Origin of the sequence: Acidisoma cellulosilyticum (genome assembly GCF_020621385.1) — a bacterium.
GTDB classification, from domain to species: Bacteria; Pseudomonadota; Alphaproteobacteria; order Acetobacterales; family Acetobacteraceae; genus Acidisoma; species Acidisoma cellulosilyticum.
The window spans coordinates 127,380-149,232 of record NZ_JAESVA010000011.1 but is presented as its reverse complement, the minus strand read 5'-3'; the positions used below and the strand labels follow the sequence as shown (position 1 = coordinate 149,232).

At 59.6% G+C, this 21,853-nt stretch carries 27 protein-coding genes; 15 read left to right on the top strand and 12 right to left on the bottom strand.

What is annotated here, in order from left to right:
• The first annotated feature begins 14 nt into the window (after positions 1–14).
• The gene (locus ACELLULO517_RS23425; protein ID WP_227309863.1) at positions 15–824 is read left to right on the top strand and encodes a type II secretion system minor pseudopilin; all 810 of its coding nucleotides are present in this window, start codon (positions 15–17) and stop codon (positions 822–824) included.
• A gap of 12 nt (positions 825–836) precedes the next feature.
• Here the strand turns inward: ACELLULO517_RS23425 and gspG are convergent, their stop codons facing one another.
• The gene (gene gspG / locus ACELLULO517_RS23420; RefSeq protein ID WP_319796447.1) at positions 837–1,280 is read right to left on the bottom strand and encodes a type II secretion system major pseudopilin GspG; all 444 of its coding nucleotides are present in this window, start codon (positions 1,278–1,280) and stop codon (positions 837–839) included.
• Between the two features lie 75 nt (positions 1,281–1,355).
• Here gspG and ACELLULO517_RS23415 point away from each other — a divergent pair, with 75 nt between their 5' ends.
• A complete protein-coding gene (locus ACELLULO517_RS23415; RefSeq protein ID WP_227309862.1) occupies positions 1,356–1,763 on the top strand; it encodes a lytic transglycosylase domain-containing protein in 408 nt (135 codons plus the stop codon).
• Here the strand turns inward: ACELLULO517_RS23415 and ACELLULO517_RS23410 are convergent.
• Positions 1,743–2,519: a prepilin peptidase gene (locus ACELLULO517_RS23410; RefSeq protein ID WP_227309861.1), complete on the bottom strand. Its 777-nt coding sequence runs from the start codon at positions 2,517–2,519 to the stop codon at positions 1,743–1,745. The two genes, ACELLULO517_RS23415 and ACELLULO517_RS23410, sit on opposite strands and share 21 nt — an antisense overlap.
• A 143-nt stretch (positions 2,520–2,662) precedes the next feature.
• Here ACELLULO517_RS23410 and ACELLULO517_RS23405 point away from each other — a divergent pair, with 143 nt between their 5' ends.
• Genes ACELLULO517_RS23405 through ACELLULO517_RS23380 form a run of 6 tightly spaced genes read left to right on the top strand, consistent with a single transcriptional unit; the run spans position 2,663 to position 7,671 of the window.
• The gene (locus tag ACELLULO517_RS23405; protein WP_227309860.1) at positions 2,663–4,393 is read left to right on the top strand and encodes a GspE/PulE family protein; all 1,731 of its coding nucleotides are present in this window, start codon (positions 2,663–2,665) and stop codon (positions 4,391–4,393) included.
• A 9-nt stretch (positions 4,394–4,402) separates the two neighbouring features.
• A complete protein-coding gene (locus ACELLULO517_RS23400) occupies positions 4,403–5,620 on the top strand; it encodes a type II secretion system F family protein (protein ID WP_227309859.1) in 1,218 nt (405 codons plus the stop codon).
• Positions 5,610–6,068, top strand: a complete 459-nt coding sequence (locus ACELLULO517_RS23395; RefSeq protein WP_227309858.1) for a GspH/FimT family pseudopilin — start codon at positions 5,610–5,612, stop codon at positions 6,066–6,068. Before ACELLULO517_RS23400 ends, ACELLULO517_RS23395 begins: the two co-directional genes overlap by 11 nt.
• Positions 6,058–6,495, top strand: coding sequence for a type IV pilus modification PilV family protein (locus ACELLULO517_RS23390; protein ID WP_227309857.1), 438 nt, complete (start codon positions 6,058–6,060; stop codon positions 6,493–6,495). The genes ACELLULO517_RS23395 and ACELLULO517_RS23390 overlap by 11 nt, the downstream gene beginning before the upstream one ends.
• Entirely contained in the window at positions 6,492–7,100 is a 609-nt protein-coding gene (locus ACELLULO517_RS23385) for a PulJ/GspJ family protein (RefSeq protein ID WP_227309856.1), read from the top strand. The genes ACELLULO517_RS23390 and ACELLULO517_RS23385 overlap by 4 nt, the downstream gene beginning before the upstream one ends.
• A gap of 37 nt (positions 7,101–7,137) precedes the next feature.
• Positions 7,138–7,671: a QcrA and Rieske domain-containing protein gene (locus tag ACELLULO517_RS23380; RefSeq protein WP_227309855.1), complete on the top strand. Its 534-nt coding sequence runs from the start codon at positions 7,138–7,140 to the stop codon at positions 7,669–7,671.
• 73 nt (positions 7,672–7,744) lie between these two features.
• Here the strand turns inward: ACELLULO517_RS23380 and ACELLULO517_RS23375 are convergent, their stop codons facing one another.
• From ACELLULO517_RS23375 to ACELLULO517_RS23365, 3 genes are all read right to left on the bottom strand, one after another.
• Entirely contained in the window at positions 7,745–8,827 is a 1,083-nt protein-coding gene (locus tag ACELLULO517_RS23375) for a carotenoid biosynthesis protein (RefSeq protein ID WP_227309854.1), read from the bottom strand.
• Positions 8,775–9,377, bottom strand: coding sequence for a hypothetical protein (locus ACELLULO517_RS23370; protein WP_227309853.1), 603 nt, complete (start codon positions 9,375–9,377; stop codon positions 8,775–8,777). The genes ACELLULO517_RS23375 and ACELLULO517_RS23370 overlap by 53 nt, the downstream gene beginning before the upstream one ends.
• A gap of 61 nt (positions 9,378–9,438) precedes the next feature.
• The gene (locus tag ACELLULO517_RS23365) at positions 9,439–9,816 is read right to left on the bottom strand and encodes a DUF308 domain-containing protein (RefSeq protein ID WP_227309852.1); all 378 of its coding nucleotides are present in this window, start codon (positions 9,814–9,816) and stop codon (positions 9,439–9,441) included.
• 418 nt (positions 9,817–10,234) lie between these two features.
• Here ACELLULO517_RS23365 and ACELLULO517_RS23360 point away from each other — a divergent pair, with 418 nt between their 5' ends.
• Positions 10,235–11,155, top strand: a complete 921-nt coding sequence (locus tag ACELLULO517_RS23360; protein WP_227309851.1) for an AraC family transcriptional regulator — start codon at positions 10,235–10,237, stop codon at positions 11,153–11,155.
• On the opposite strand, the gene ACELLULO517_RS23355 is transcribed toward ACELLULO517_RS23360, so the two are convergent.
• On the bottom strand, positions 11,152–12,060 hold the full coding sequence (locus tag ACELLULO517_RS23355; RefSeq protein WP_227309850.1) for a LysR family transcriptional regulator: 909 nt from the start codon (positions 12,058–12,060) through the stop codon (positions 11,152–11,154). The genes ACELLULO517_RS23360 and ACELLULO517_RS23355 overlap by 4 nt on opposite strands.
• A 103-nt stretch (positions 12,061–12,163) precedes the next feature.
• Between ACELLULO517_RS23355 and ACELLULO517_RS23350 the strand changes: the two genes are divergently transcribed.
• Together ACELLULO517_RS23350 and ACELLULO517_RS23345 are read left to right on the top strand one after the other, a co-directional pair.
• Positions 12,164–12,559, top strand: coding sequence for a (R)-mandelonitrile lyase (locus ACELLULO517_RS23350; protein WP_227309849.1), 396 nt, complete (start codon positions 12,164–12,166; stop codon positions 12,557–12,559).
• Positions 12,560–12,611: 52 nt separating this feature from the next.
• The gene (locus ACELLULO517_RS23345; protein WP_227309848.1) at positions 12,612–12,842 is read left to right on the top strand and encodes a tautomerase family protein; all 231 of its coding nucleotides are present in this window, start codon (positions 12,612–12,614) and stop codon (positions 12,840–12,842) included.
• A gap of 295 nt (positions 12,843–13,137) precedes the next feature.
• Here the strand turns inward: ACELLULO517_RS23345 and ACELLULO517_RS23340 are convergent, their stop codons facing one another.
• The 3 genes from ACELLULO517_RS23340 to ACELLULO517_RS23330 all read right to left on the bottom strand — a co-directional run bounded on the left by ACELLULO517_RS23340 (position 13,138) and on the right by ACELLULO517_RS23330 (position 14,795).
• Complete coding sequence (locus ACELLULO517_RS23340; RefSeq protein ID WP_227309847.1) at positions 13,138–13,389, bottom strand: hypothetical protein; 252 nt, start codon at positions 13,387–13,389, stop codon at positions 13,138–13,140.
• Between the two features lie 247 nt (positions 13,390–13,636).
• Positions 13,637–13,906 carry a hypothetical protein gene (locus tag ACELLULO517_RS23335; RefSeq protein WP_227309846.1) on the bottom strand — a complete coding sequence of 90 codons (270 nt, stop codon included), beginning with the start codon at positions 13,904–13,906 and terminating at the stop codon, positions 13,637–13,639.
• A gap of 109 nt (positions 13,907–14,015) precedes the next feature.
• Entirely contained in the window at positions 14,016–14,795 is a 780-nt protein-coding gene (locus tag ACELLULO517_RS23330; protein ID WP_227309845.1) for an alpha/beta hydrolase, read from the bottom strand.
• Positions 14,796–15,142: 347 nt separating this feature from the next.
• Here ACELLULO517_RS23330 and ACELLULO517_RS23325 point away from each other — a divergent pair, with 347 nt between their 5' ends.
• The 3 genes from ACELLULO517_RS23325 to ACELLULO517_RS23315 all read left to right on the top strand — a co-directional run bounded on the left by ACELLULO517_RS23325 (position 15,143) and on the right by ACELLULO517_RS23315 (position 17,734).
• Complete coding sequence (locus ACELLULO517_RS23325) at positions 15,143–16,579, top strand: sensor histidine kinase (RefSeq protein WP_227309844.1); 1,437 nt, start codon at positions 15,143–15,145, stop codon at positions 16,577–16,579.
• The gene (locus ACELLULO517_RS23320) at positions 16,576–17,226 is read left to right on the top strand and encodes a response regulator transcription factor (RefSeq protein ID WP_227309843.1); all 651 of its coding nucleotides are present in this window, start codon (positions 16,576–16,578) and stop codon (positions 17,224–17,226) included. The genes ACELLULO517_RS23325 and ACELLULO517_RS23320 overlap by 4 nt, the downstream gene beginning before the upstream one ends.
• 118 nt (positions 17,227–17,344) lie before the next feature.
• On the top strand, positions 17,345–17,734 hold the full coding sequence (locus ACELLULO517_RS23315; protein ID WP_227309842.1) for a response regulator transcription factor: 390 nt from the start codon (positions 17,345–17,347) through the stop codon (positions 17,732–17,734).
• A 214-nt stretch (positions 17,735–17,948) separates the two neighbouring features.
• Here the strand turns inward: ACELLULO517_RS23315 and ACELLULO517_RS29070 are convergent, their stop codons facing one another.
• Positions 17,949–18,653, bottom strand: coding sequence for a DUF4410 domain-containing protein (locus ACELLULO517_RS29070; RefSeq protein WP_227309841.1), 705 nt, complete (start codon positions 18,651–18,653; stop codon positions 17,949–17,951).
• A gap of 209 nt (positions 18,654–18,862) precedes the next feature.
• Between ACELLULO517_RS29070 and ACELLULO517_RS23305 the strand changes: the two genes are divergently transcribed.
• Positions 18,863–19,645, top strand: coding sequence for a CerR family C-terminal domain-containing protein (locus ACELLULO517_RS23305; RefSeq protein ID WP_227309840.1), 783 nt, complete (start codon positions 18,863–18,865; stop codon positions 19,643–19,645).
• A gap of 88 nt (positions 19,646–19,733) precedes the next feature.
• On the opposite strand, the gene rutA is transcribed toward ACELLULO517_RS23305, so the two are convergent.
• Both rutA and ACELLULO517_RS23295 read right to left on the bottom strand, forming a co-directional pair.
• Positions 19,734–20,792, bottom strand: a complete 1,059-nt coding sequence (gene rutA / locus ACELLULO517_RS23300; RefSeq protein ID WP_227309839.1) for a pyrimidine utilization protein A — start codon at positions 20,790–20,792, stop codon at positions 19,734–19,736.
• A gap of 144 nt (positions 20,793–20,936) precedes the next feature.
• A complete protein-coding gene (locus ACELLULO517_RS23295; protein ID WP_227309838.1) occupies positions 20,937–21,842 on the bottom strand; it encodes an NAD-dependent epimerase/dehydratase family protein in 906 nt (301 codons plus the stop codon).
• Positions 21,843–21,853: the final 11 nt, after the last annotated feature.

Sequence of the window (21,853 nt, the reverse complement as noted above, 5' to 3'; positions counted from 1 at the left end):
CCGCATTGACAGGGTTGGACAAGACAGGCGCGACTGATCGCAAAGATTCAGGTTTCGCGCTGCTGCTCGTGCTCTGGGCGCTGGTGCTGCTATCGCTTATCATCACCCAGCTTCTCGCCGCGGGGCGACGGGAAGCGCAACTGGCCGGCAATCTGCGTCAGGCTGCGGTTGCTGAGACCCTGGCCGATAGTGCCGTCCAGGACAGCATTTTTCTTATCCTGACGGGTGATCGCGGGCGATCGGCCGCAGATGTCAGGGTCCTGGCACTGCCGGGCGGTTCGGCCAGCATTCGCATTCGCAATCTTGCCGGCCTGGTCAATCCCAATATGGCGCCGGCCCCTTTGTTGACGGCACTGCTGGAAGAATGCGGTGCTTCCGCGTCTGTCGCCACGCTTCTCACGCAATCGATCACCGATTGGCGTTCGCCGAATGACGATCCCCGCGCGCTGAGAGCGCGGTATCGTGCGGCGGGCCTCACCTACGCGCCTTTAGGCCAGGCATTCCAGACGAGAGACGAGATCCGTCTTGTTCTGGGCATGACGCCGGCCATCGCGGATTGTCTTGTCCCGCATCTATCGGTCTTCGGCGATACGCAAGTTCCGACGCCGACCTTTGCCGATCCGGTCGTGTTGCGCAGCCTGATGCGTATGATGCGCCAGACCGGTGCCACGACGCCAATGGCGCCTGACCAGCCGGGCGCCTTGGCTGTCGAGATCATTGCCGAGGGTCGAAGCGGTTCAGCCCGCTACCTGCGGGACGCCACCGTCCGCTTTAGCGATAGCGGACAGGCTTTTCGCATTCTGACCTGGCAGCATGACGACTGATCCAAGCCAGGGTCAGTGATTGCAGATCATATTGCCGCTATTCTCGGACCCATTCTGGCCGTTTGGCCCGAGAGAGCAAAGATCATAGTCCAGGGCGCTACGATTGGATGGGTTGCGATAGACATAGGGATGATTCCAAGGATCAAGCAGCGTGCCGTCACCTTTCAGATAGGGCCCGCTCCAGTTAGACGCATCCGAGGGCTGAGTGACGAGCGCTGTAAGCCCGTCCGCGGTCGAGGGATAGGACCCGACATCGAGCTTATACATGTCCAGAATGGAGCTAAGACGCTCGATAGACTGTTTCGCGACGGAGACGCGCGCGCCACCCAACTGACGCAGCACGGCCGGCGCGACGAAACCCACAAGCAGGCCGATGATGACGATGACGACAAGCACTTCAAGCAGCGTGAAGCCTTCGTCCGCGGCGGCCTTCACTTTCTGTCGTATCATGGGCATTCTACTCACCTCATCATTCCCGGTTGCTATCGCGCAACGCTTTGTCAAATCGCCCGGATTGTCCGGAGAGCATGGATGCCCATTCGGTTTCTCGCCTGCATGGCGCTCGTCGCCCATCTTTATGCGCTGCCGCCGCGTGTTCTTCCTTCGATCCAACATGTCGAAGGGGGCGATGCCGGCGTCGTACGCGCGGACGCCAATGGCACGGAAGACCTGGGCGTGATGCAAGTCAACACGATCTGGCTGCACCCGCTGGCAGCCTATTCGGGCTTCACGGAAGCCGTCGTCTACAGACGTCTTGTTGATGACCCTTGCTTCAATATCGCGGCCGCCGGGGCCATCATGCGGACCTATCTCAACGAAGCCCATGGCGACCTTCTCAAGGCCGTCGGCTATTATCACTCCCATACCGCCATTTTAAGCGAAGAATACGAACAGCAGGTTCTAAGCGCGGCTCGACAGCTATTTCAAAACAGTCAGTAAGTATGGTGAAAACTTGAAGACATCTTGCGGTCCGTAGAGCCAAAGCAGCCAGGTCGCCAAAGCGATGAACGGACCGAAGGGCAGCCTTGTCTGCCGATCGATCACCCGGCCCTGCACCTTCAGAAGCAATGCGAAAATCAGTGCCGACGCAGCCGCGATAAGGATGAGATTCGGCAGCGCAAAAAGACCAAGCCAGGCGCCGGATGCGGCCAGAAGCTTGGCATCGCCCTGCCCCAACCCGGCCAAGCCGCGCAGGCGCTGATACAGCCAGCCGATCGTGCGGAACAGCCCATAGGCCAAGGCTGCCGCGAGCGCGTGATCCGCCACCGCTTCCGGCATCAACATTGCGGTCGCGCCAAGCCCTGCCAGCAGCAATGGCAGCGTCAGTCCATCCGGCAGGCGATAGCGGGCGATATCGCACAAAGCGAGGCCAAGAAGCATCCAGCCAAGGAGGCAGGAGGCGATCAGGCCATTGCCGCTATCGACCGTCATCGCCCAGACAGCGACGAGAATGGCCGAGATCTCGATGGCCGGATGGAAGAAGGAAATGCGGCTGCGGCAATGCCGGCAACGGCCTTTCAACTGCAAAAAGCTGACGAGTGGGACAAGATCGTAGAAGGCGATCGCCACACCGCAATTTTCGCAGTTCGACCTTGCCCAGATAATGGATTGCCCGGTCCCCAGCCTGCGGACGATCACGCCCAGAAAACTGCCGATCACGGGCGCCAGGATCAGCAGGAAAAGCCAAACCGGCATTATCATTCCGACCATGCTTGCCTGCGCACCAAACTCACCTGTCATCGTCCTGTCACTTGCAGTCATATAACCTTTGCCGTCACCACATCCTTCCTTTCCAGATGCTGATGACGGCAAAGGTCAGAACTCTGCAGTAGAATGTCATGCCCTTAACAACAATCCTGTCCGACCCGATTGACGTGCCGGCTGCCGATCCCGTTACGCGGCTGATCGCGCTGCTGCTCGACAGCGGGCAATGCGAAGCGCGCGCCGTTGAGCGCGCGCGCCGTGTCGCGGAGGAAAACGGCGAGCGATTGGATATCGTCATGGGCAAGCTTGGCGTGATCAGCGAGCTTGCCCTGGCCGCCGCCTATGCCAGGCTTTTGGGCCTGCCGTTTGCCGAGAAAAGCCGTTACCCTGAAGCACCGCTTTGGCAGGACCGCCTGTCTCTCGACTTTCTCCGCCAGGCGAGGGCGATTCCGGTCAGCGAAGACGGCGATACCGCCATTATCGTGCTCGCCGATCCGCTGGACGATTTCGTGGCGGAAGCGCTATCCGCCGCGCTCGGCCAGCCGGTGGCTATAGAAATCGGCATCCCGATCGACATCGAAGCGGCCTTCAATCGCCTCTATCCGACAGAGGACGCACCGCAAGAGACCGAGCAATCCTCCGGAGCCGTCGAGGATGATGCCGAGAAATTACGCGACCTCGCGAGCGATGCGCCCGTTATTCGCCTTGTCAACCAGATCATCTGGCGCGCCGTCGAAACCCATGCGAGCGACATCCATATAGAGCCCCAGGAAGACAAGCTCCGTATCCGTTATCGCTATGATGGCGAGTTGCATGAGGCGGAAAGCCCGCCGGTCGCATTGCGAGCCGCCATCACCTCGCGCATCAAGATCATGGCGCATCTGGACATTGCCGAGCGTCGCCTGCCTCAGGATGGTCGTATCCGCCTGGCTGTGCGCGGGCAGGAGGTGGATTTTCGTGTCTCCACCGTGCCGTCGCTGCATGGTGAAAGCGTCGTGCTGCGCGTATTGGACCGTGGCGCGGTCAGTTTCGATTTTGCACGTCTCGGCTTGCCTGCGGCCATCGCAGACGCGTTCCGCACGGCGCTGGAACTGCCGAACGGCATTGTTTTGGTGACCGGTCCCACCGGCAGCGGCAAGACGACCTCGCTCTATACCGGTCTATTGGGTCTGAATTCCGTCAGCCGCAAGATTGTCACGATCGAGGATCCGATCGAGTTTCAGCTCGGCGGTATCAACCAAATTCAGGTACGCCCCCAGATCGGTCTGAATTTTGCGTCACTGCTCCGCTCCATCCTGCGCCAGGACCCGAATGTCATCATGGTGGGTGAGATCCGCGATCTGGAAACCGCACAGATCGCAGTGCAGGCGGCCCTGACCGGACATCTGGTTTTGTCGACATTGCATACCAATTCGGCCGCCGCTTCCATCGCGCGCCTGCGCGACATGGGGTTGGAAGACTATCTGATGACGGCGGTATTGCGCGGCGTATTGGCACAACGGCTGGTGCGGCGCCTTTGTCCGCATTGCAAGCGGGAGACGGAAGCGCCCCCCGAACTCGTCGAGCGTTTCAGTCTCCATACACGTCCGCGCGCGGAGCCGGACCGTCCCATCCGGCTCTGCCACGCAAGGGGCTGCGACCAGTGTCGTGGCACCGGCTATAGCGGGCGTCTGGCCATTGCCGAATTTCTGGTGCCGGATGAAGAAGTGGAACGGCTCATCTTCAAGCGCGCCGATTATAGCGAGATCGAGCGTGCCGCTGTATCGGCCGGCATGGTGACGATGTTCCAAAGCGGCCTGGATGCGGCCCTGGCGGGTGTCACCACCATCGAAGAAGTCATGCGCAGTATCCGGGCCGAGAGCTGAGGGCGGCCGATGGCACGTTTCCAGTACCGCGCAATCGCGGCCGGCGGCAAAATCATCGAGGGCGTGCAGGAGGTTGCGGACGAAGCTGCTTTGATCGCGCTTCTCCGCCGGCAGGGCAGCATCCTCATGCGCGCCGAGGCCGAGGGTAAAGCCAAGCGGGCTTGGCTTAGCATCAATCTTCTGCCCGGTGGCGGGCTGCGGAAGCAGGAGGTCACCAATATCACCGGTGAACTCGCGGCGATGCTGGCGGCGGGACAGGACCTTGATCGCGCCTTGCTTTTTGCGGCGGAGATCGCACCCAATCGCCGCGTCGCGCTGATTTTGCGCAAGCTGCGGGATAGCCTGCGTGATGGCAATAGTTTTGCCGATTCTCTCGCTGCGGTCCCCAATAGTTTCTCGCGCCTCTATATCGGCCTGATCCGTGCCGGCGAGGCCGGTGGCGCGTTGGCGCAGACGCTCGCTCGGCTCACGGAACTGCTGGAGCGTGAGCGTGCTCTGGCGGCGACCGTTACCTCCGCGCTCATCTATCCGGCGGTCCTGCTGCTGGCGGCAGCCGGGTCAATCATTCTGTTGCTCACGCATGTTCTGCCGCAGTTCGTGCCGATGTTCGAGCAAAGCGGTGCGGCCTTGCCCTGGTCCACCCAGATGATGATCGATGCCGGGCATCTCATCAGCCAATGGGGACTGCCCTTCCTCGTCGTTGCCGGGGCGGCCGGGCTTCTGGCCCAGCGCATGCTGCGGCAGCCGAAATTGCGTCTGTCCTTCGACAGGCTGCGGCTGCATTTGCCCTTGCTGGGGCCGCTGGCGCGCGAAATCATGGCCGCGCGTCTGACGCGAACGCTTGGCACTCTGCTGCTGAACGGGATGCCGCTCATCAACGCTCTGGATATTCTGCGCGAGGTTTTGGGTAATACGGCCGGTGTCGCTGCGCTGGATGCCGCCAGCCAAGGCGCACGGCAGGGTGGCGGCCTGGCGCGCCCACTGGCACAATCGGGACTTTTCCCCAAGCGGACCATTCATCTGCTGCAATTGGGTGAGGAAACGGCGCAGCTCGGCGCCATGGCCCTGCGCGCCGCCGAACTCCATGAGGAGCGTGTGCGCTTGACCGTGCAACGCATGGTCTCGCTGCTCACGCCGATGATTACCATCGGCATGGGTGGCATCGTCGCCCTCATCGTCGGTTCGGTCATGCAGGCGATGCTCGGGCTGAATACCCTTGCCCAGTAGGCACTGGCATGGAGATCATGAGGCCGGATTCACGCTGATCGAGATGCTGGTCGTCATCGTGATCCTTGGCCTGACCGCCGTGATCATCATGGCGAGCGGCCCGCCCCGCAGCGCGGGCGTCGTCGCGCGGGCGACGGCGAGCGAGATCGTCCAAAGCCTGACCTTGGCCCGCAGCGAGGCGATCGCCCGCAACGCGCCGGTCGCCGTATCGCTTGATGCATCTGACCACCGGATTTTCGTCGACGGTGTCGGTCAGACGCCGGTTCCGGCATCCTTGCCGCTGGCCCTTTATCCCAATGACGGTCCGGCCGTGCGCCGCGCCGTCTTCGTCTTCGCGCCGGACGGCAGCGCAAGCGGCGGCAGCATTCTGTTGGGTGCGCAAGGTCACAGGATTCGCATCGCCATCGATTGGCTCACCGGCCGGGTCGATGTCAGCCATGCCCGCTAAGCCGCCGCCCGCTGATGCGGGCTTCACATTACTCGAAGTCCTGGTCGCCTTCATCATCGCGAGCCTTGCCTTCGCGGTGCTGGCGGGCGCCGCGTTGGACGGTATGCGCTCCGCCAGCCTTTCGAACCGCTATCAGGAAGCTTTAACCCGCGCCCGCTCGCATCTCGCGGCCATTGGCCCCGCTTTGCAGCCGAGTGACCGTCAGGGCGATGAGGGGGATGGCTTTCACTGGCATGTCCGTATCGTCCAGCTTGCCTCCGCACCGGTGATCCTTGCCTTGCCCGGCGGCAACGCAAGGCCCTCCGCTGCCCATGCCACTCTCTATGCAATTAGCGTTGGCATGTCATGGGGCGAGCATCGCCGGCGGCAGGTCGAGCTGGACAGCGAACGTGTCGGCACCACGTCGGCACCCGCGGCGTCACCGTGAAGCGTGGTGAGACAGTGCCGGACGCCGGTTTCACCTTGGTCGAGACCCTTGTGGCGCTCGTCGTGCTCGGCTTTATCGTCGCGGGTCTGGCGCAAGGCCTGCGCTTCGGTATGCATGCCTGGGACTATCAGAACAGGACCATTGCGCGGGACAGCGCTCTCGATACCACGGATCGCACCCTGCGCGCTTTGCTGGCGGGATTGGCACCGGGCTATGACCCGCATAATCCCGCGATCGTCGGTTCACCGAATAGTCTGCAATTTAACGCGGACTTGCCGGTCAATGCGCCGATCGGCCCGACAAGGCTGGCCAGGATGCGTCTCATCGTGCAGCCGGGTCTTGGCCTTCTGTTGCGCTGGCAGCCTGAATTTCATGCTCATTGGCTGGCGCCACCCTTGTCACGAGTGTCGGTGCTACTGCCAAATGTGGATGCAATCGCCTTTGCCTATTACCGATCAGGCGGGCGCCAGCCCGCTGGTTGGGTGACGGATTGGAGCGGCAATAGTCCGCCCCAGCTCATCCGCATTCATCTGTCACTGACACCCCATAGCGATCATTGGCCGGACATCATCGTCGCCCCCATGCGCCTGCCTGACATTGACTGACCGTCTTCGTCTATCTTGGTAAAGGATGATCCCACTCATGATCTGTTCGCGCCGCACGCTGCTGCAGACCTCCGTCGGCTGCGCGGCCCTGGCCAAGTCAGCCCATGCATTGAATTTCGGTGCTCCGGACTGGCCTGCGCCGGGTGACACGCTCAGCCCGGTCGACCAGCCGAAGGAAACCCTGCGCACGGACGCTATCCAGGCGGGCGCACCGCCTATGCTCGTTTGTCCCCGCAAGCCTGACGGTCAGTTGCGAAAATCATTGTTCAGTCAATTATTGCTTTTGCGGCTGAGCCCTGAGTCAGCAGGCCCGGCGGCCGGCCAACTGCGCGCCTTTACGGCGATCTGCTCTCATGCCGGCTGCGTCGTCTCGTCGTGGATTCCCGGCGAGAATTTTTTTCTCTGCCCCTGCCATGGATCGGAATACGACCCGGCGCGCGATGGCGCGGTCGTAGGGGGCCCGGCGCCAGCGCCCTTGCCGCATATTCCACTGAAGGACGTCTCCGGCATAATCGTCATCGCAGGACATTTCTCGGCCCGCCCCGGCGGGCGTACAGGCCGCACCGATTAGCGCGCCTCTCTCATGCCTTCCCTCGGCTTTGGACTTGCCTCGGAAAAGTGGAGCGCTGCTGATGCAGCATTTATCATTTGGTGTGTCGGGCAAGCTGGATCAAGGCGAAACACGCGGTCGGGAGAATCGTAAGGAGAGCCAGTGTTTCAGCGACGGTTCTGATCGCTGCGGTCGACCAAACACGGCCAGAGCCGTCCATGATCAAGCGATCGGGTTGAAAGGGCGGAATCACGTAGCACAAACCGGAAGCCATATAGGTCAGTATTGGAAGCATCAAGAATCCTGATCCTTGCTGCTTAAGCGAGACCCGGCTCGGAATTAGATGAATAGCCAATTGGAAAAGCTGGAAGACGATCCAGGTGGTCAGAAACCACCCCAGATAATTCGACAAGGGCACTCCCAAAAACCCACCACCATTTTGCCAAACCCAATTTCTATCGACAGTCGCGTTTGAGGGATCTATCACCAGGTCCCATTGCGTTATCGTAAATGCCGCCACAATTGGAACGGCAAACAGTGAAAGACGATCGTGAGTCTCTTTGAATGCGGACCCGCATATCACAGAAGCGATAATCCATGACTGATAGGCGAAACCAAAATAGACTGGCCCGATGATAAAAGGGACTGCTCCGATATGGAGCGAGCCCTGCCCAAACAAAAAATGGTATCGGCCGAACGGCACTCCCGTCGCAATTGAGAGATTCTCGGCCGCAAAGGTAATGGCCAAGCATATGCTGGCAAATGTGATGGTGCGAATGGCGCCGAGAAGCAGGAATGCATGAGCCGTGAGAAGCGCAATTGCCAGTCCTGCCAGCGCCTGCGCAAAGCCATTCGCGCGAGCGCCTTCATATAGGATTGCTGGGACCAAGCCAGCAAACGCTATCGCCAAGCATCGTCTAAAGACAAATCGCCGCTTGTTTGAGATGATTTGCTCGTTTGCTTGCACATAACCGATAGCCTGGTCGGTCTCCGTTTCCCGGCATGAGCATTGGCCCGCTTGCCGTTGTTTTGGGAAATGGCTGCGCAACGCAATGGTCCAAGCTTCGGGCGGGAGCGAAGGCAGCTCCCGCCTGAGGTTTTCTACCGGGTCTTTGAACCTTGGCTTATTGCGGCGGCGTGATGCCGTTGCGGCCGAATAGAACCGCGCCAGCGGCATTTGGATCGCCTTTTGCCGGAAGGATGATCACCTTGACGCCACTGGTGATTTCATTGGCCGCGCCCGGAGCGATGGTGACGACCGGCACATCGGCGGGCACGACAATGGTCTTCTCCCCGCCCTTGTAGTTGACCTTCATCGTATTGCCGTTGGATGCGACAAGATTGCCGACAGTGCCATTCGTCATGGAACTGCTCTTGCCCAGGTCGTAGGGGAAATGGCCCTCTCCGATCCCTGCCATGGCGGGCGGAAAGACGGTTACTTCGAGCGCGCGGAGCTTCCCGCTGCCGCCGGCCATGGGGACCGCGGCACTGCCGATATAGCTGCCGGGCTTGATATCTGCCATCGTGCCGGTGGATTCACCCAGAAAATGCGTGCCTGAATTGACGGCAAAATTTTCAGTGGCGCCGCTGCGGGTGGCGATCGTTATTTCAGTGTCGGTGATTGCCACGACTGAGCCGCGGACATGCTGGGATGCCGCCACGGCCGGTGCGATAGCACCCAGAATGGCGATGCCAACTGCTGCCGCGGTGATGATTTTTCTATTCATAGTCAGCCTCTTTCATGTTATAGGGTAAGTTGCACATCATTGTCGTCGCAATCAGGATCGGTCATGCCGCCATGCGGTTCGAACGGCGGCGAGCGTCGCTCACCAGAAGCCAAACCCCTGAGACCAGGAAGTAGAAGGCGCCAAATGCTGCATAGGGTGCGACCGTCGTCACGTCGACGGGCGCATGGCCGCGGGCCTTCGCGACGAAATGGGCCGCGACCAGAACAGACTGACCACCGCTCAGGATCATCGCCCATTGCGCACCATAGGACTTCCAGCGCCGCAGGCCGGTAACAAGCTGAAATAGGCCCGAAAGCGCTGCCCATACACCGAACACAGCCAGAACGGCGTTCATGCTCTTTGTGAGCGCAATCGCCACGGCAAGTGTCGTCGCAACGCTGATCACGAAATTCAGCATCTGGCTTTTGTTGCTCGCCAAGCCACCGCTCCGCTTGGCGTCGACGAAGTTAGCGGCCGCGTCCCATGCCGGATAAACGAGCAGCAAAGCGGTTGCGATCGGAATTGTCTGACCTATGGTGAATGCACATGCGACCCAGATAATGGAAAACCCGGCGCGGGATAAATAGTAGGACTTCAGCCATCGGGTTTCGGTGCCTATGTCAGGCGCTTGCTTGTTCTGCGGGCTCATCTGAAATTGTCTATCCTTGGCCATCGTCTGATGATGGCAAAACGGCAATGGCCTGGCCCGATTTCTGAGCTGCCTTGCTGGGGAGTTGATTAGGTGCCAAACTTATTATCGATCATAATTTACTGGATTTGGTGCAATAATTATGACGCGATTTCTGTAGAACGACAGTTTATGGACTGGAAGGTATCGGCATAGGCTCTGTATGGCCATGACAGAAACACTAGAAAACTTGACCAATCGTCCAGAGCACGAGCCGCAGGGCGCTACTGCCGGGGACCTGCTCTCCCACGTGCTGGCACAAATTCACCTCACCGGAGATCAGGTCTTTTCGCAGACCCTTGCACAAAAGGAGGCGCTGACATTGGGTCCTGACGAGGCCCATATTATCATCGTCACCGCCGGTATGTTGGAAATACGGGCGGACAATCAGGCGTCCGACATTATCCAGGCGGGTGACTTGCTGTTGCTGCCGCGCGGTCTGGGCGAAAAGCAGTTGGTCGCGCTGAAAGCAGGCACCACAGTCGCCCTTTGCCGCTTCTGGTTTAATCCGGATACCCTCCAAACCATGGTGTTCGCGCTACCGCAGCACATTCATATTCGGCGAGCCGAAGGTGCCGATTGGATCGAGGGAATGCTGCACTTCGTGTTGATCGAGGCCGGTGACAGCCAGCCGGGCGGCGCGCTGATGATCTCGCGGATAATCGACCTGCTGGTTATCCGCACGTTGCGGACATGGGTTCACCGTGGCGAAACATCAGGCTGGCTGGGGGGACTTGCCGATGCGCGTATCGCCCGATCCTTGAAAGCCATTCATGAGCAGCCGATGCAGCGATGGAGTGTGGACGGTCTGGCTGATCTGGTCGGCATGTCCCGTTCCAGCTTCAGTGAACGGTTCACAGCCCTCGTTGGCCGCTCACCCGTGCGGTATCAGAACGAATGGCGATTGACCTTGGCGCGCGATATGCTCAAGCGGCGTAATGCAAGGGTTGGAGAAATCGGGCTTCGCATTGGCTATGAGTCCGAGGCGGCCTTCAGTCGCGCATACAAGCAATTCTTCGGCCATGCACCGCGGGTCGAATACGCGCTAAAGAACGAGAAGATGTCGAGCGACCAGCAAGGTGGCGCTTAGCCGATCGCTGGAACGGCGCGATAGCGCAGCTTTTCCGCAATCAGGGTAAATGCCGGCGAAGGCTGCCGGCGGCTCGGGTAATAAAGGTGATAGCCGGCAAAAGGCAGGCACCAATCGGCTAGCACCCGCACGAGCTGCCCATTCTCGATATAAGGCTGAACCTGATCGTCGGTCATATGCGCCAGGCCAAAGCCCGCCAGAGCGGCTTTGAGGATCAACGGAACGCTATTGAAGACGAGTTCGCCGTCAACGCGGACCCTCAACTCGCGTTTGCCTTTTTCGTATTCCCACGCGTAAAGACCGCCATAGGTCGGCAGCCTTAGGTTGATGCAAACATGACCCACCAGATCATGCGGCGTTCGCGGGATCGGCCGATTTTTGAAATAGGCGGGAGATCCCACCGTTGCCATGCGCATTTCCGGGCCTATGGGCAAGGCAATCATGTCTTTCGCGACAATGCCGCCAAGCCGCACCCCCGCGTCATAACGATCCGCCACGATGTCGGTCAGGCCGTAGTCGATGATGATTTCGACCTTCACGTCCGGATAGTTCGGAAGAAGCTTTTCGGCCGCCGGCCAAAGGATGGCGTGAGCGGCGTTCTCATCCGCGGTGATGCGGACCGTTCCCGCAGGCTTGTCCCGAAGTTCGCTAAGGGCCGCCAACTCCGCTTGAATGTCCTCGATACGGGGGCCTATCGTGCGCAGCAGCCGCTCACCGGCGTCGGTCGGCGCGACGCTACGCGTGGTTCGGGTCAGAAGCCTGAGGCCCAGGCGGGCTTCCATGCTGCGTATCGTCTGGCTTAACGCGGATTGCGAAACGCCGAGCTTGGCAGCGCCGCGTGTGAAGCTTTTTTCGCGAGCGACGGCAATAAAAGCGACTAGATCGTTCAGATCATGCTCAGCCATTAAGAAGGTCCGCTTATAGGTTCATGCGTAATTTAGCCTCTAATAGATTGCCCGATTGAACGCTATCTTTCACCAATAGATTTGCGACGCAGGAGAATGGTTTATGGATATTAAGCGAAGCGGCAGTCAGCCCTCCGGTCAGGGGCCCGCCGACTGGTTCACGGGCAAGGTGCGTATCGACCCGCTGGCCAGTCCGCCCGACCCGGCGCGCGTTGGCTGCGCTCACGTGACTTTCGAGCCTGGTGCCCGCACCGCATGGCATACCCATCCGCTGGGACAGACCCTGATCGTCACCGGCGGCTGCGGCCGTGTCCAGCGTGAGGGCGGTCCGATCGAGGAAATTCGCCCCGGCGATGTGGTCTGGTTCCCGCCAGGTGAAAAGCACTGGCATGGCGCTGCGCCCACGACCGCGATGAGCCATATCGCCATTCAGGAAAAGCTCAACGGCTCGCCGGTGGATTGGATGGAACAAGTCACCGACGAGCAATACGGCGCCTGATAAATGAGCAGGGCGCATCTTTGCGCCCGCCATTTTCTTTGCAAGGACAGCAATGCCACACATCATTGTTAAAATTGCGGTCGGACGGTCCGACGAAAACAAGCATTTGATCGCCACCGCCTTGACCAAGGCCATCATGCATTCAGCTCAGGTTCCGGATGAGGCCTTGTCCGTCAGTATTGAAGATTTCGATCCCGCCGAGTGGGGCGCAAAGGTTTTCAAGCCAGACATCATTGACAAGCCGGATTTGCTCTACAAAAAACCCGGCTACACGCCGGCTTAACCTACCTTAACCGAACCACTCGTTACGTCGCATACCGTGGCGTTCGTCATGAAACGCTGTTCCTGTCACATCGGCGCCTGGATTCGGATTGGAGCTTGCCCTCGACAAGAATGAGATTGAGCGGCTGGAGCTTGACTACGTCCCGCATCCGGTCGTGGGCTTGCTCTAACGCGCGATAAGATTGAGGAGGCCCCCTTATGGGGGCATGCGCGGTTTGCGGGCTCATCACAGGGCGAAGCGATGTCTATCGTCATCGCGATCATGAAACCCTATCCTACGCGCGTGGAGTCGACCTTCAAGCCATTCGGCGTGCGGAAAGCACAATGTATGAAACATCCGCTGCGGGGCGGTGGATGAGCGCGGTTGCGACCAAACCCGAACTGATCACCAGGGCGGCGCCGACCAGAAAGACAGCCGAAAGGCCCGTGCCGCTGCGAAAGCGCAGAAACGCTTCCTGCACCACGTCCTCGGCTTGTCCTGGGTCACCGACGATGCGGCGCACCCCATGAGGGAAATATTGGAAGGCCATCAATCGGCGGATCGCCATTTGATGGCCTTCCAAATGGCAACTACCAGGACGACGCGGACGGCGCCGCATTATCGCCAGGAGCCGACGCCGTCAATTTATGCGGCGCAGGGTGTGTGGCGCAAGCAGACACCGCAATCGTCAACAGAAGAGCAGAAATCGTATAAAGCAGCTTCATTGAATTCCTCCATATTCGGTAAGATAGAACCTGAATCGGATCTCGGCGTTCAGGATCGTGAAGACGATCGGGAGCCCCGATGCCCCGTCATCAATTCTCGGAAGCGGCTTCGTTCCATTGGCCGAAATTCGCGAGGGGAAGCTTCTTCGGCATCAGGTCGGCCTTCGACATCATCCGCATGGTCGCCGCGCCCGGCATATTGGATGTGAAGGACGGGGTCGACATGGCCGCCGCAAGACGCGTGACGGAAGGCAGCTGAGGACCGGCCATCTGCGAGGACGCGATGGCATGCGCGGAGGCGACGGCGCCACCCAGCATCGTCAGAGTGATCGCTGCACCCATGAACTGAACGATTTTCATTTTAGTCTTCTTTCTAAGGGAGAAAAATCAATAGGAACGGTATCCGCCAATGCTGTCCGACCGCCTGAGGCATTGACTGCTTGAACGAAGATCGGACGCAGAAGCGGAATTACGGTGTTTGGTCTTCGGCCTTTTGCGCGGCCTGTTCGATAACGGCCGCAACTTGGGCCGGATGGGATTCGTAGACAGAATGACTGGCGCCCGGGATGACGGTCATGTGGCTGCCCGCACGTTTGTAGTAGAAACGCTCAAGATCTGGATTGATGATCTGGTCCGCCCCGGCGACGATTCCCCAGCTCGGCTTCGTCCGCCAGGCAGCGGCGGTCAAAGGCGTCGAGAAGACAGACGCCGCGGTCAGGATTTGCGACTGCGCCTCGAACTGAGCCTGTGACAGCGGCAGATCCGGTGCAAAATATTTGGGGAAGAGATCCCGGCGCAGATAGGTAAACCCATCCGCGGTCTTCTCGATGGCGCCAGCCTGCTTGGCGAGGACGCTCGGCATCTTCTTGCCCAGCTCACCTTCGTCCTCACCGACGTCAGGGGCATGCGCCGCGACATAGACGAGGCCCACAACATGCGGGTCCACCCCCGCTTCGGTGATGATGGACCCGCCGTAGCTGTGCCCGACCAGAATGCAGGGGCCATTCTGTTCGGACAGCACGCGCTCGGTTGCTGCGACGTCGGAGCTGAGGCTTGTCAGCGGCTCCTGAACCATCGTGACCTTATAGCCATCCTTCTTGAGAATATTGAACACGGGCTGCCAGCCAGCGGCATCGACCCATGCGCCATGCACGAGGACGATATTCTTGACCGGTGCCGCCATGGCAACCGCCGGTGTGACAGTCCCGAATAGCGAAGCAATAGCGATTAGTTTTGAAAGCTTGTTCATGAGCCTCATCCCGTGTTGATGAGACGGTGATACCGCGCAGCCTCTGCCACAGTAATTCTACTCAAATATCGCCTTGCGCACCCTTGGCATGGGGCTGGCCATACTGAGGTATGAACGCTTGGATGCGCCCGCCATCTTAGCGCCAAAATGCAGCGCAAGGCCCGGGCCGACTATACGAAGGTATGAGGGAGCACAAACCAAGGGACGGGAAATTAAACTTCTGCAGAACGTCGATGACGAGCTTACCCCGATGACGTGAAGACCACCGGCTGCTATCCACTGCGCAAGGCCAAAGCTTGATTTTTCTTGGCTGACTGTCCCATCGCCGAAACTGGAGCCTTTTCCGGATGCCTAGACGAATTCCCGCTGCGCACGAGCCTGCTTGGGGGATTCTGCCGGTCATTACAGGCCTTGTCGCCCTTCTGATATTTGCGATCGATACGCTGATGATGATCGATTTTGCGGTGGCGGTCCTCTACGTCACCGTCGTTATGCTGGCCCCCCGCTTCACCGGGTGGCGCGGCATCATCGCTATATCGGCAGGCTGCGTGATGCTCACGGCGACGAGTTTTGCCATGACGCATCTGGGCATGACGAGCGATGCGGCGATCGGTCGCTGTATCGTCAGTATGCTGGCCATCGGGATCGCAACCGCACTCGTGCTCCGCAATGCCAAAGGGACTGCCTCTCTTCAGGAGCAGGCCAGCCTGCTCGACCTCACGCATGACGCGATCCTGGTACGTGATAGGCAAGACATCATCACCTATTGGGGGCAAGGCGCCGAAGAACTCTATGGGTGGGAACGCAAACAGGCGATTGGCCAGTCGGCGAGCATCCTTTTACAAACGAAGTTCCATAATCCCCTCGACGAGGTCCTGGCCGAGTTTCAGCGCACCGGCCGTTGGAACGGTGAAGTGACCCATACCAGGCGCGATGGCACCGAGGTGCATGTCGTCAGCCGCTGGTCGCTCAAATCGGACAGGCAAGGCCAGCCGACGGCGACGATGGAAACCAATAACGACATTACCGAGCGGCGGCGCGCGGAGGATGCGCTCCATGCGAGCAGGGCCGAACTCGCTCATATGAACCGCGTCATGATCCTGGGTGAATTGACCGCCTCCATTGCCCATGAGGTCAATCAGCCCTTGGCCGCGATCGTCACCAATGGTCAGGCCTGCAATCGATGGCTGAAGCGGGGCCAGCCTGATCTGCCGGAAGCCCTCATCGCGGTTGAGCGTATGATCGCGAATGCGCAGCGCGCGAGTGACGTCGTGGCGCGCCTGCGGGATCTGGCACGGCGAAGCACGCCTGACTACAGCAGTATCGACTTCAATGGCGTCATATTGGACACTGCCACTCTCCTGAATCGGGAGTTGACCAGCCACAATGTCTCCCTGCATCTCGATCTCGCTTCAGATTTTCCACGGCTGTACGGGGATCGCATCCAGCTTCAGCAAGTTCTGATCAACCTTATCGTGAACGGCTGCCAGGCGATGGATGGCGTTCCGATCCCAGACAGAGCGCTCTCGATCGTAACGGGATTCGGCCGGGATCATGCGCCGACCGTTGAGGTGCAGGATCGCGGTAAAGGGGTTCCGGCGGATATGGTCGGGAAGCTGTTCGACCCATTTTACAGTACCAAACGCGATGGCATGGGAATGGGCCTGTCGATCTCGCGCTCCATTCTGGAGGCCCATGGCGGCCGGATTTGGGTCAACTCGACGCTTGGTCAGGGCAGCCAGTTCTGCCTCGAATTCCCAATCATCAACGGAGACGCGGCATGATGGATCATGCAGGACGGATTGGCGATCCCTCGATCTCAGCACCGGTGGTCTATGTTATCGATGATGACCTGGCCATTCGGGAAGCTCTGGACAGCCTTCTCCGTTCGGTCGGTCTGCGTGTCAGCGGTTTTGGGTCTGCCTCGGCGTTTTTGTCCGCGACGCTCGCGGACGTCCCAAGCTGCCTTATACTGGACATCCGTCTTCCTGAAGTCAGCGGGCTCGACTTTCAGATGCGTCTTCAAGGCGCGGGCATCGCGATGCCCGTCATCTTCATGACCGGCCATGGCGATATCCCGATGACGGTCAGGGCCATGAAAGCCGGTGCATTGGATTTTTTAACCAAGCCCTTCCGTGACCAGGATATGCTGGACGCCGTGTCGCGGGCTATCGAGGTCGACAAAACGCAGCGGGCATCGACACGCGCAACGTCTCAGATCAAGGAATTATACGACACGCTCACTCTGCGCGAGAAAGAGGTCATGACCTTTGTCACGAAGGGTCTGATGAACAAGCAGGTCGCGGCGGAGATGAGTTTGAGCGAGATCACGGTGAAAATTCACCGCGGCAGCGCCATGCGGAAGATGAGTGCGCGCACACTCGCTGATCTCGTGAGAATGGCGGAAAGCCTGGGATTGCACAGCGACTGACCGCGCGGGCGGATGATGCAGGCAAACCTCTGTATAATGGTGGCCCGGCACGGAACGTGAGATGTTTGCGGCATCAGGCAGGACGAGATCCGCCCTAGGATGGCTTGCAAGGAACACGATGTCTTTGACTGAGGTTATTTCCATTGTCGATGATGACGAAGACGTCAGAAGTGCGACGCGCAGCCTGATGAGATCACATGGCTTCACAGCCCATGCCTTTGCTTCCGCAGAAGCGTTTTTAAATTCGCCGCTTCTGCATGAGACAACTTGCTTGATCACTGACGTGCAGATGCCGGATATCGGCGGGTTCGAGCTTCAAGCCATCTTGCTCAATCTTGGCATAACGATACCGGTCATCTTCATCACCGCTTTCCCCGAGACCTCGGTATTGAGGCGCGCCGAGGCTGTCGGAGCCCTCGCCATTTACGCCAAGCCATTCGACGGCGAGGCGATCATCAGCCGGATCGAGGAATTCACTCCCTCACATATTGGCGGAACACCCGACTAGAGTTTGTCTGATTTTAACTGAAGCTTGTCCCTAATATCGTCATGCCCGGCCCCCGAGCCGGGCATCCATTCGTTGGGGCGCCCAAGGACTGGATGACCGGGTCAAGCCCGGCCATGACGGGGCAAGGGGTCGTTTCCACCTAAACCTGACGGATTCTAAAGGCTGCCCCAATCGCAGCGAAAGGCGACCGAACCAGTTCAGGCGCCGGTGGTATCTAGCTCGTCGAAAAAGGCCGCGGGGGCGCCAAAGCTGCTCCACCGCTGAGCGCTGAATTGGCTGGAGGTGGATTGGACAATCCCGTCCATCCCTTCGTTTGAAAATAAGCGCGTAGTTGGCCCGATACACTGTCCGCCACCTGCCGGGCACGCTCACTCGCGGTCTGTCGCGCATCGAGGAGCAGTCCCGCCCCGCCGCCGACCATGCCGATGACTTGGCCGCTTCCTGCTGCAAAAGCCAAACCTAGCCCCGAACCCGGCATGGACCCGGTTGTGCTATGGCTTTGGAAACTCACGAGGTCGGCAACCGAGGCGCGTCGCAAGTCCACAACGGATGTGCGGGTGACAATATTGAACCGACCAGCACCGAACCCGACAGTCATCCGCAATGCCTGGTTGCCGACCCGGAGGCGTGTGACGGAGCAATGGATTAAAAGCGCGCCAGCCACTGGCACGCGGTCGGGGGGCATGGCTTGTTCGACAGAGACGAGGACACCGGGTGATCCGAGCCTATCCGAAAGCTCCCGTGCCAGAACCGCATCAACCACCCGTGGAATTGTGCCTGCGACGGGGCTTGGCAGGTCGTTCGTCACGACAACAATCAACTGTATCGGCTGAGCGGAACTGCTCGGCTCAGAGAGCGCTATCGCCGGGGAACTGCCTGTTTTTGCGCAGCCCGCCAGGGGCAACGCCAGCAGCACCATTGCAATTGTCACCTGTCGCAGACGACGGCCGCCGGACATCGCACGGGCTACCCAATCCCTACGTAACGGCACCGATGAGACGCGTTCAGGCATCATGACCCCATTCCCTGATCGAGGTCCAATAAGCTTGGCTTTAAAATAAAGTCAATCGTTTGATTTATTTCCTGACGATCTTCTCTTGCTGAGAAGACCAAGGGTATAGTGCCGCCATGCCTTCAAAACCCCTCGCAGCACGCGCTGTTCGTTCCCACAACACGCCGAGTGCTCCCGGGGACAAGGCATCACGCGGTGACGTCGCGCGCCTGCGCGTCCTCAACGCAGCGGTCGAGGAATTTGCAGCGAACGGCTATCGGGGAACGAGCACGCGTACGCTGGCGGCCCAGGCCGGCGTGAACCTCGCCGGTCTGTCCTACTATTTTGGTGGCAAGCCACAGCTCTACCGTGCGGCTCTCGATCATGTCGTCAGGCAGATCGATGAAGCCATTCGCCCGGTCGCTGAGAAGGTTGCGGCAGCTTTAGCGGGTGAAGCTGTCCAGGCGAACGAAGCCTATCCTCTCCTTCTGAATTGCCTTGATAGCTGGCTCGACATCATGCTGGGTCGTTCTGGCCTGCAATGGAAGCCAAGTTGGTCTCTCCTCCTCACCCGTGCGGCTATCGAGCCGCCGGAAGGTGATGATTGGCTTTATCACTCCACCGCAAGCTTGATCCTGAAGCCGGCTGCCGCACTGATCGCGAAATTGCTAGGCAGGCCGTCAGCAGACGAAGAGTGCCAGATCATGGCAATTGCCCTTTTGGGGCAGGCCTCGGCCTTCCGGCGCGATCATGACGGTCGGCTTCCCGCGCTCGGGTGGTCCTCAATCGATGCGGAGCAGCGCCAAGCGATCCGCTCTGTTATGCACAGAGGCACCGCCGCAGCATTGGTCGCCGCCGGTGCCGATGCGAAGGCGTTGTGGGGAACCGGCGATCAGAAGACAGCAGTCGAACAGAGCTAGCGGCCGGTCACGCCCCATCCGCACCGCAAACCTGACGGCGCCGTGCAGCCGCATAGCCCAGCTATGCGACCGCACCACAGAGAGCTTTTTACCGGCATGCCATCAAAGGCTGGATCTTTTCCCCGAAATTATCGAGCCCGGTCAGGAACTCATCAAAGGTCAGCATAATCCCTTTGGTACCAGGCACGCTCGCCACCTCGTCGAGCATCCTTGCCACATGAGCAAAGGACCCGACGAAGGTTCCCATGTTGAAGTTGATCGCGCCTTCCGGCCGGCTTTGGGTCTTGGCGATGGACTGGCTCGACGCCGTCTTGTCGACATTACCTTGATCAGACATCCAGGACAGCGCCTCCTGGTCCGCATTCTCCTTGTAGTTCTCCCACCGGGCCAAGGCCGCGTCGTCGGTCTCGTCGGCAATGACCATGCATAGAACATAGGAGCCGACGTCGCGTCCCGTTGCCTCGGCCGCCTTCGCCAGGCGCTCGACGGTCGGCGCGTGTTTTGTCGGCGTATTGACGCCGACGCCATTGATGAAATTGAAGTCGCAATATTTGGCGACGAACTCCATGCCCTTGTCGTTCTGCCCGGCGCTGACGATTTTCACGGGCGCGGACGGCAATGGGCCAACCTGGCAATCATCCATCTGGAAATGCTCGCCCTTGAAATTCGAGCGTCCCATTTCCCACAGGTCTTTCATGACCTGAACATACTCGGTCGAATATTTGTAGCGATAGCCGAAATAGGCGTCACCCGGCCAAACGCCCATCTGCGAATATTCCGCGGACTGCCAGCCGGAGACGATGTTGATCCCGAACCGGCCGGGGGCGATGGAATCGATCGTCGTCGCCATGCGCGCCACAATCGCGGGCGGCAAGGTCAGAACGGCGGTCGAGGCATAAAGCTTGATCGTCTTGGTGACGGCCGCCAGCCCTGCCATCAGCGTGAAGGATTCCAGCGCATGGTCCCAGAATTCGGTTGCCCCGCCAAACCCATGCAGCTTGACCATGGAGAGCGCGAAATCGAACCCGTAGCTTTCGGCCTTCTTGACGATCGCCTTGTTCAGCGCGAAGGTCGGCATATATTGCGGCGCGGTCTTGGAAATCAGCCAGCCGTTATTTGCGATGGGAATAAAAACGCCAATATCCATGATACAGTCCTAGAGCAGATCCCGGTCAGACGGAATCATATGGCCGGGTGAAGATGCTCGCAAAAGCAATGATCTAGAGCGGCACCTGTGAGCCTGGGCGAACAGGAAACGCTCTGGAGAAGGAGAAAGGCCGAAGCGCTGGCTTCAAAGCCTGCTTTTCATCCAACCAAGATAAGATGCGATGCCGGTATCGAGGTCGATGTCAGGACGGAAGCCCAGATCCCTCTCCGCAGCCGAAAGATCGAAAGGCGCCTGCACATCACCGTCCGCAGGTCCGTCGAATGACAAATCAAGTTTCGGAAAATGCTTGGCGACCTTGGCCCCGACCGATTGAAGCGTCGTCGTCTCCAGCCCATTGATCGTATAGGCCTTGCCCGCAAAGCCGTTCCTATCCAAAGCGAGCAGGATCGCGCGCGCCATGTCGTCGACATGAATGAACTGACGCGACGCGTCGGCGCTGGCCGGAAGGCGCAAAGGCCTGTCATGCAGACCAGCCAACAGCATGTGCCGAATCTCGCAATGCGTCGTCCGACGCGGGCCATAGAGCCAGCCGGGACGCAAGGCAACGGCATTGACCCCATGTTCCAGCACATAGCCGCGCATGATGGCCTCCGTCGCGGCCTTGCTCGCGCCGTAAACGGTATTCGGCTGGAGCAGAACATCTTCCGGGACGGCGGCCGTTCCCGGCGGCGTGTGACCATAGGCGGAGACGGAGGACAGCAGCACCACCCGCCGCAGACCTTGGATCCTTGCCACCTCCAGCATATTGACCGAACCGATCGTATTGATAGCGATCAGCTGCGCCGGATTGTCCTTGCCTTGCATGGGGCCCGAGAGACCGCCGCAATGGACGATAGCGCCGACCCCTTCGCGCAGGACAATCTCATGCAGCCGATGGGTATCGCGCAGGTCCAGCGCCACGAGCGCCAAACCCTCTTCCGTGCGGCTGCCCATATCGGTCGGCACGACCGGTGTTCCGCGTGCTTCCAGCGCCACACGGACGGCATTGCCGATCAGCCCGCCGGCCCCCGTTACGAGAATTTTTTCCAAGATCCTTGGTC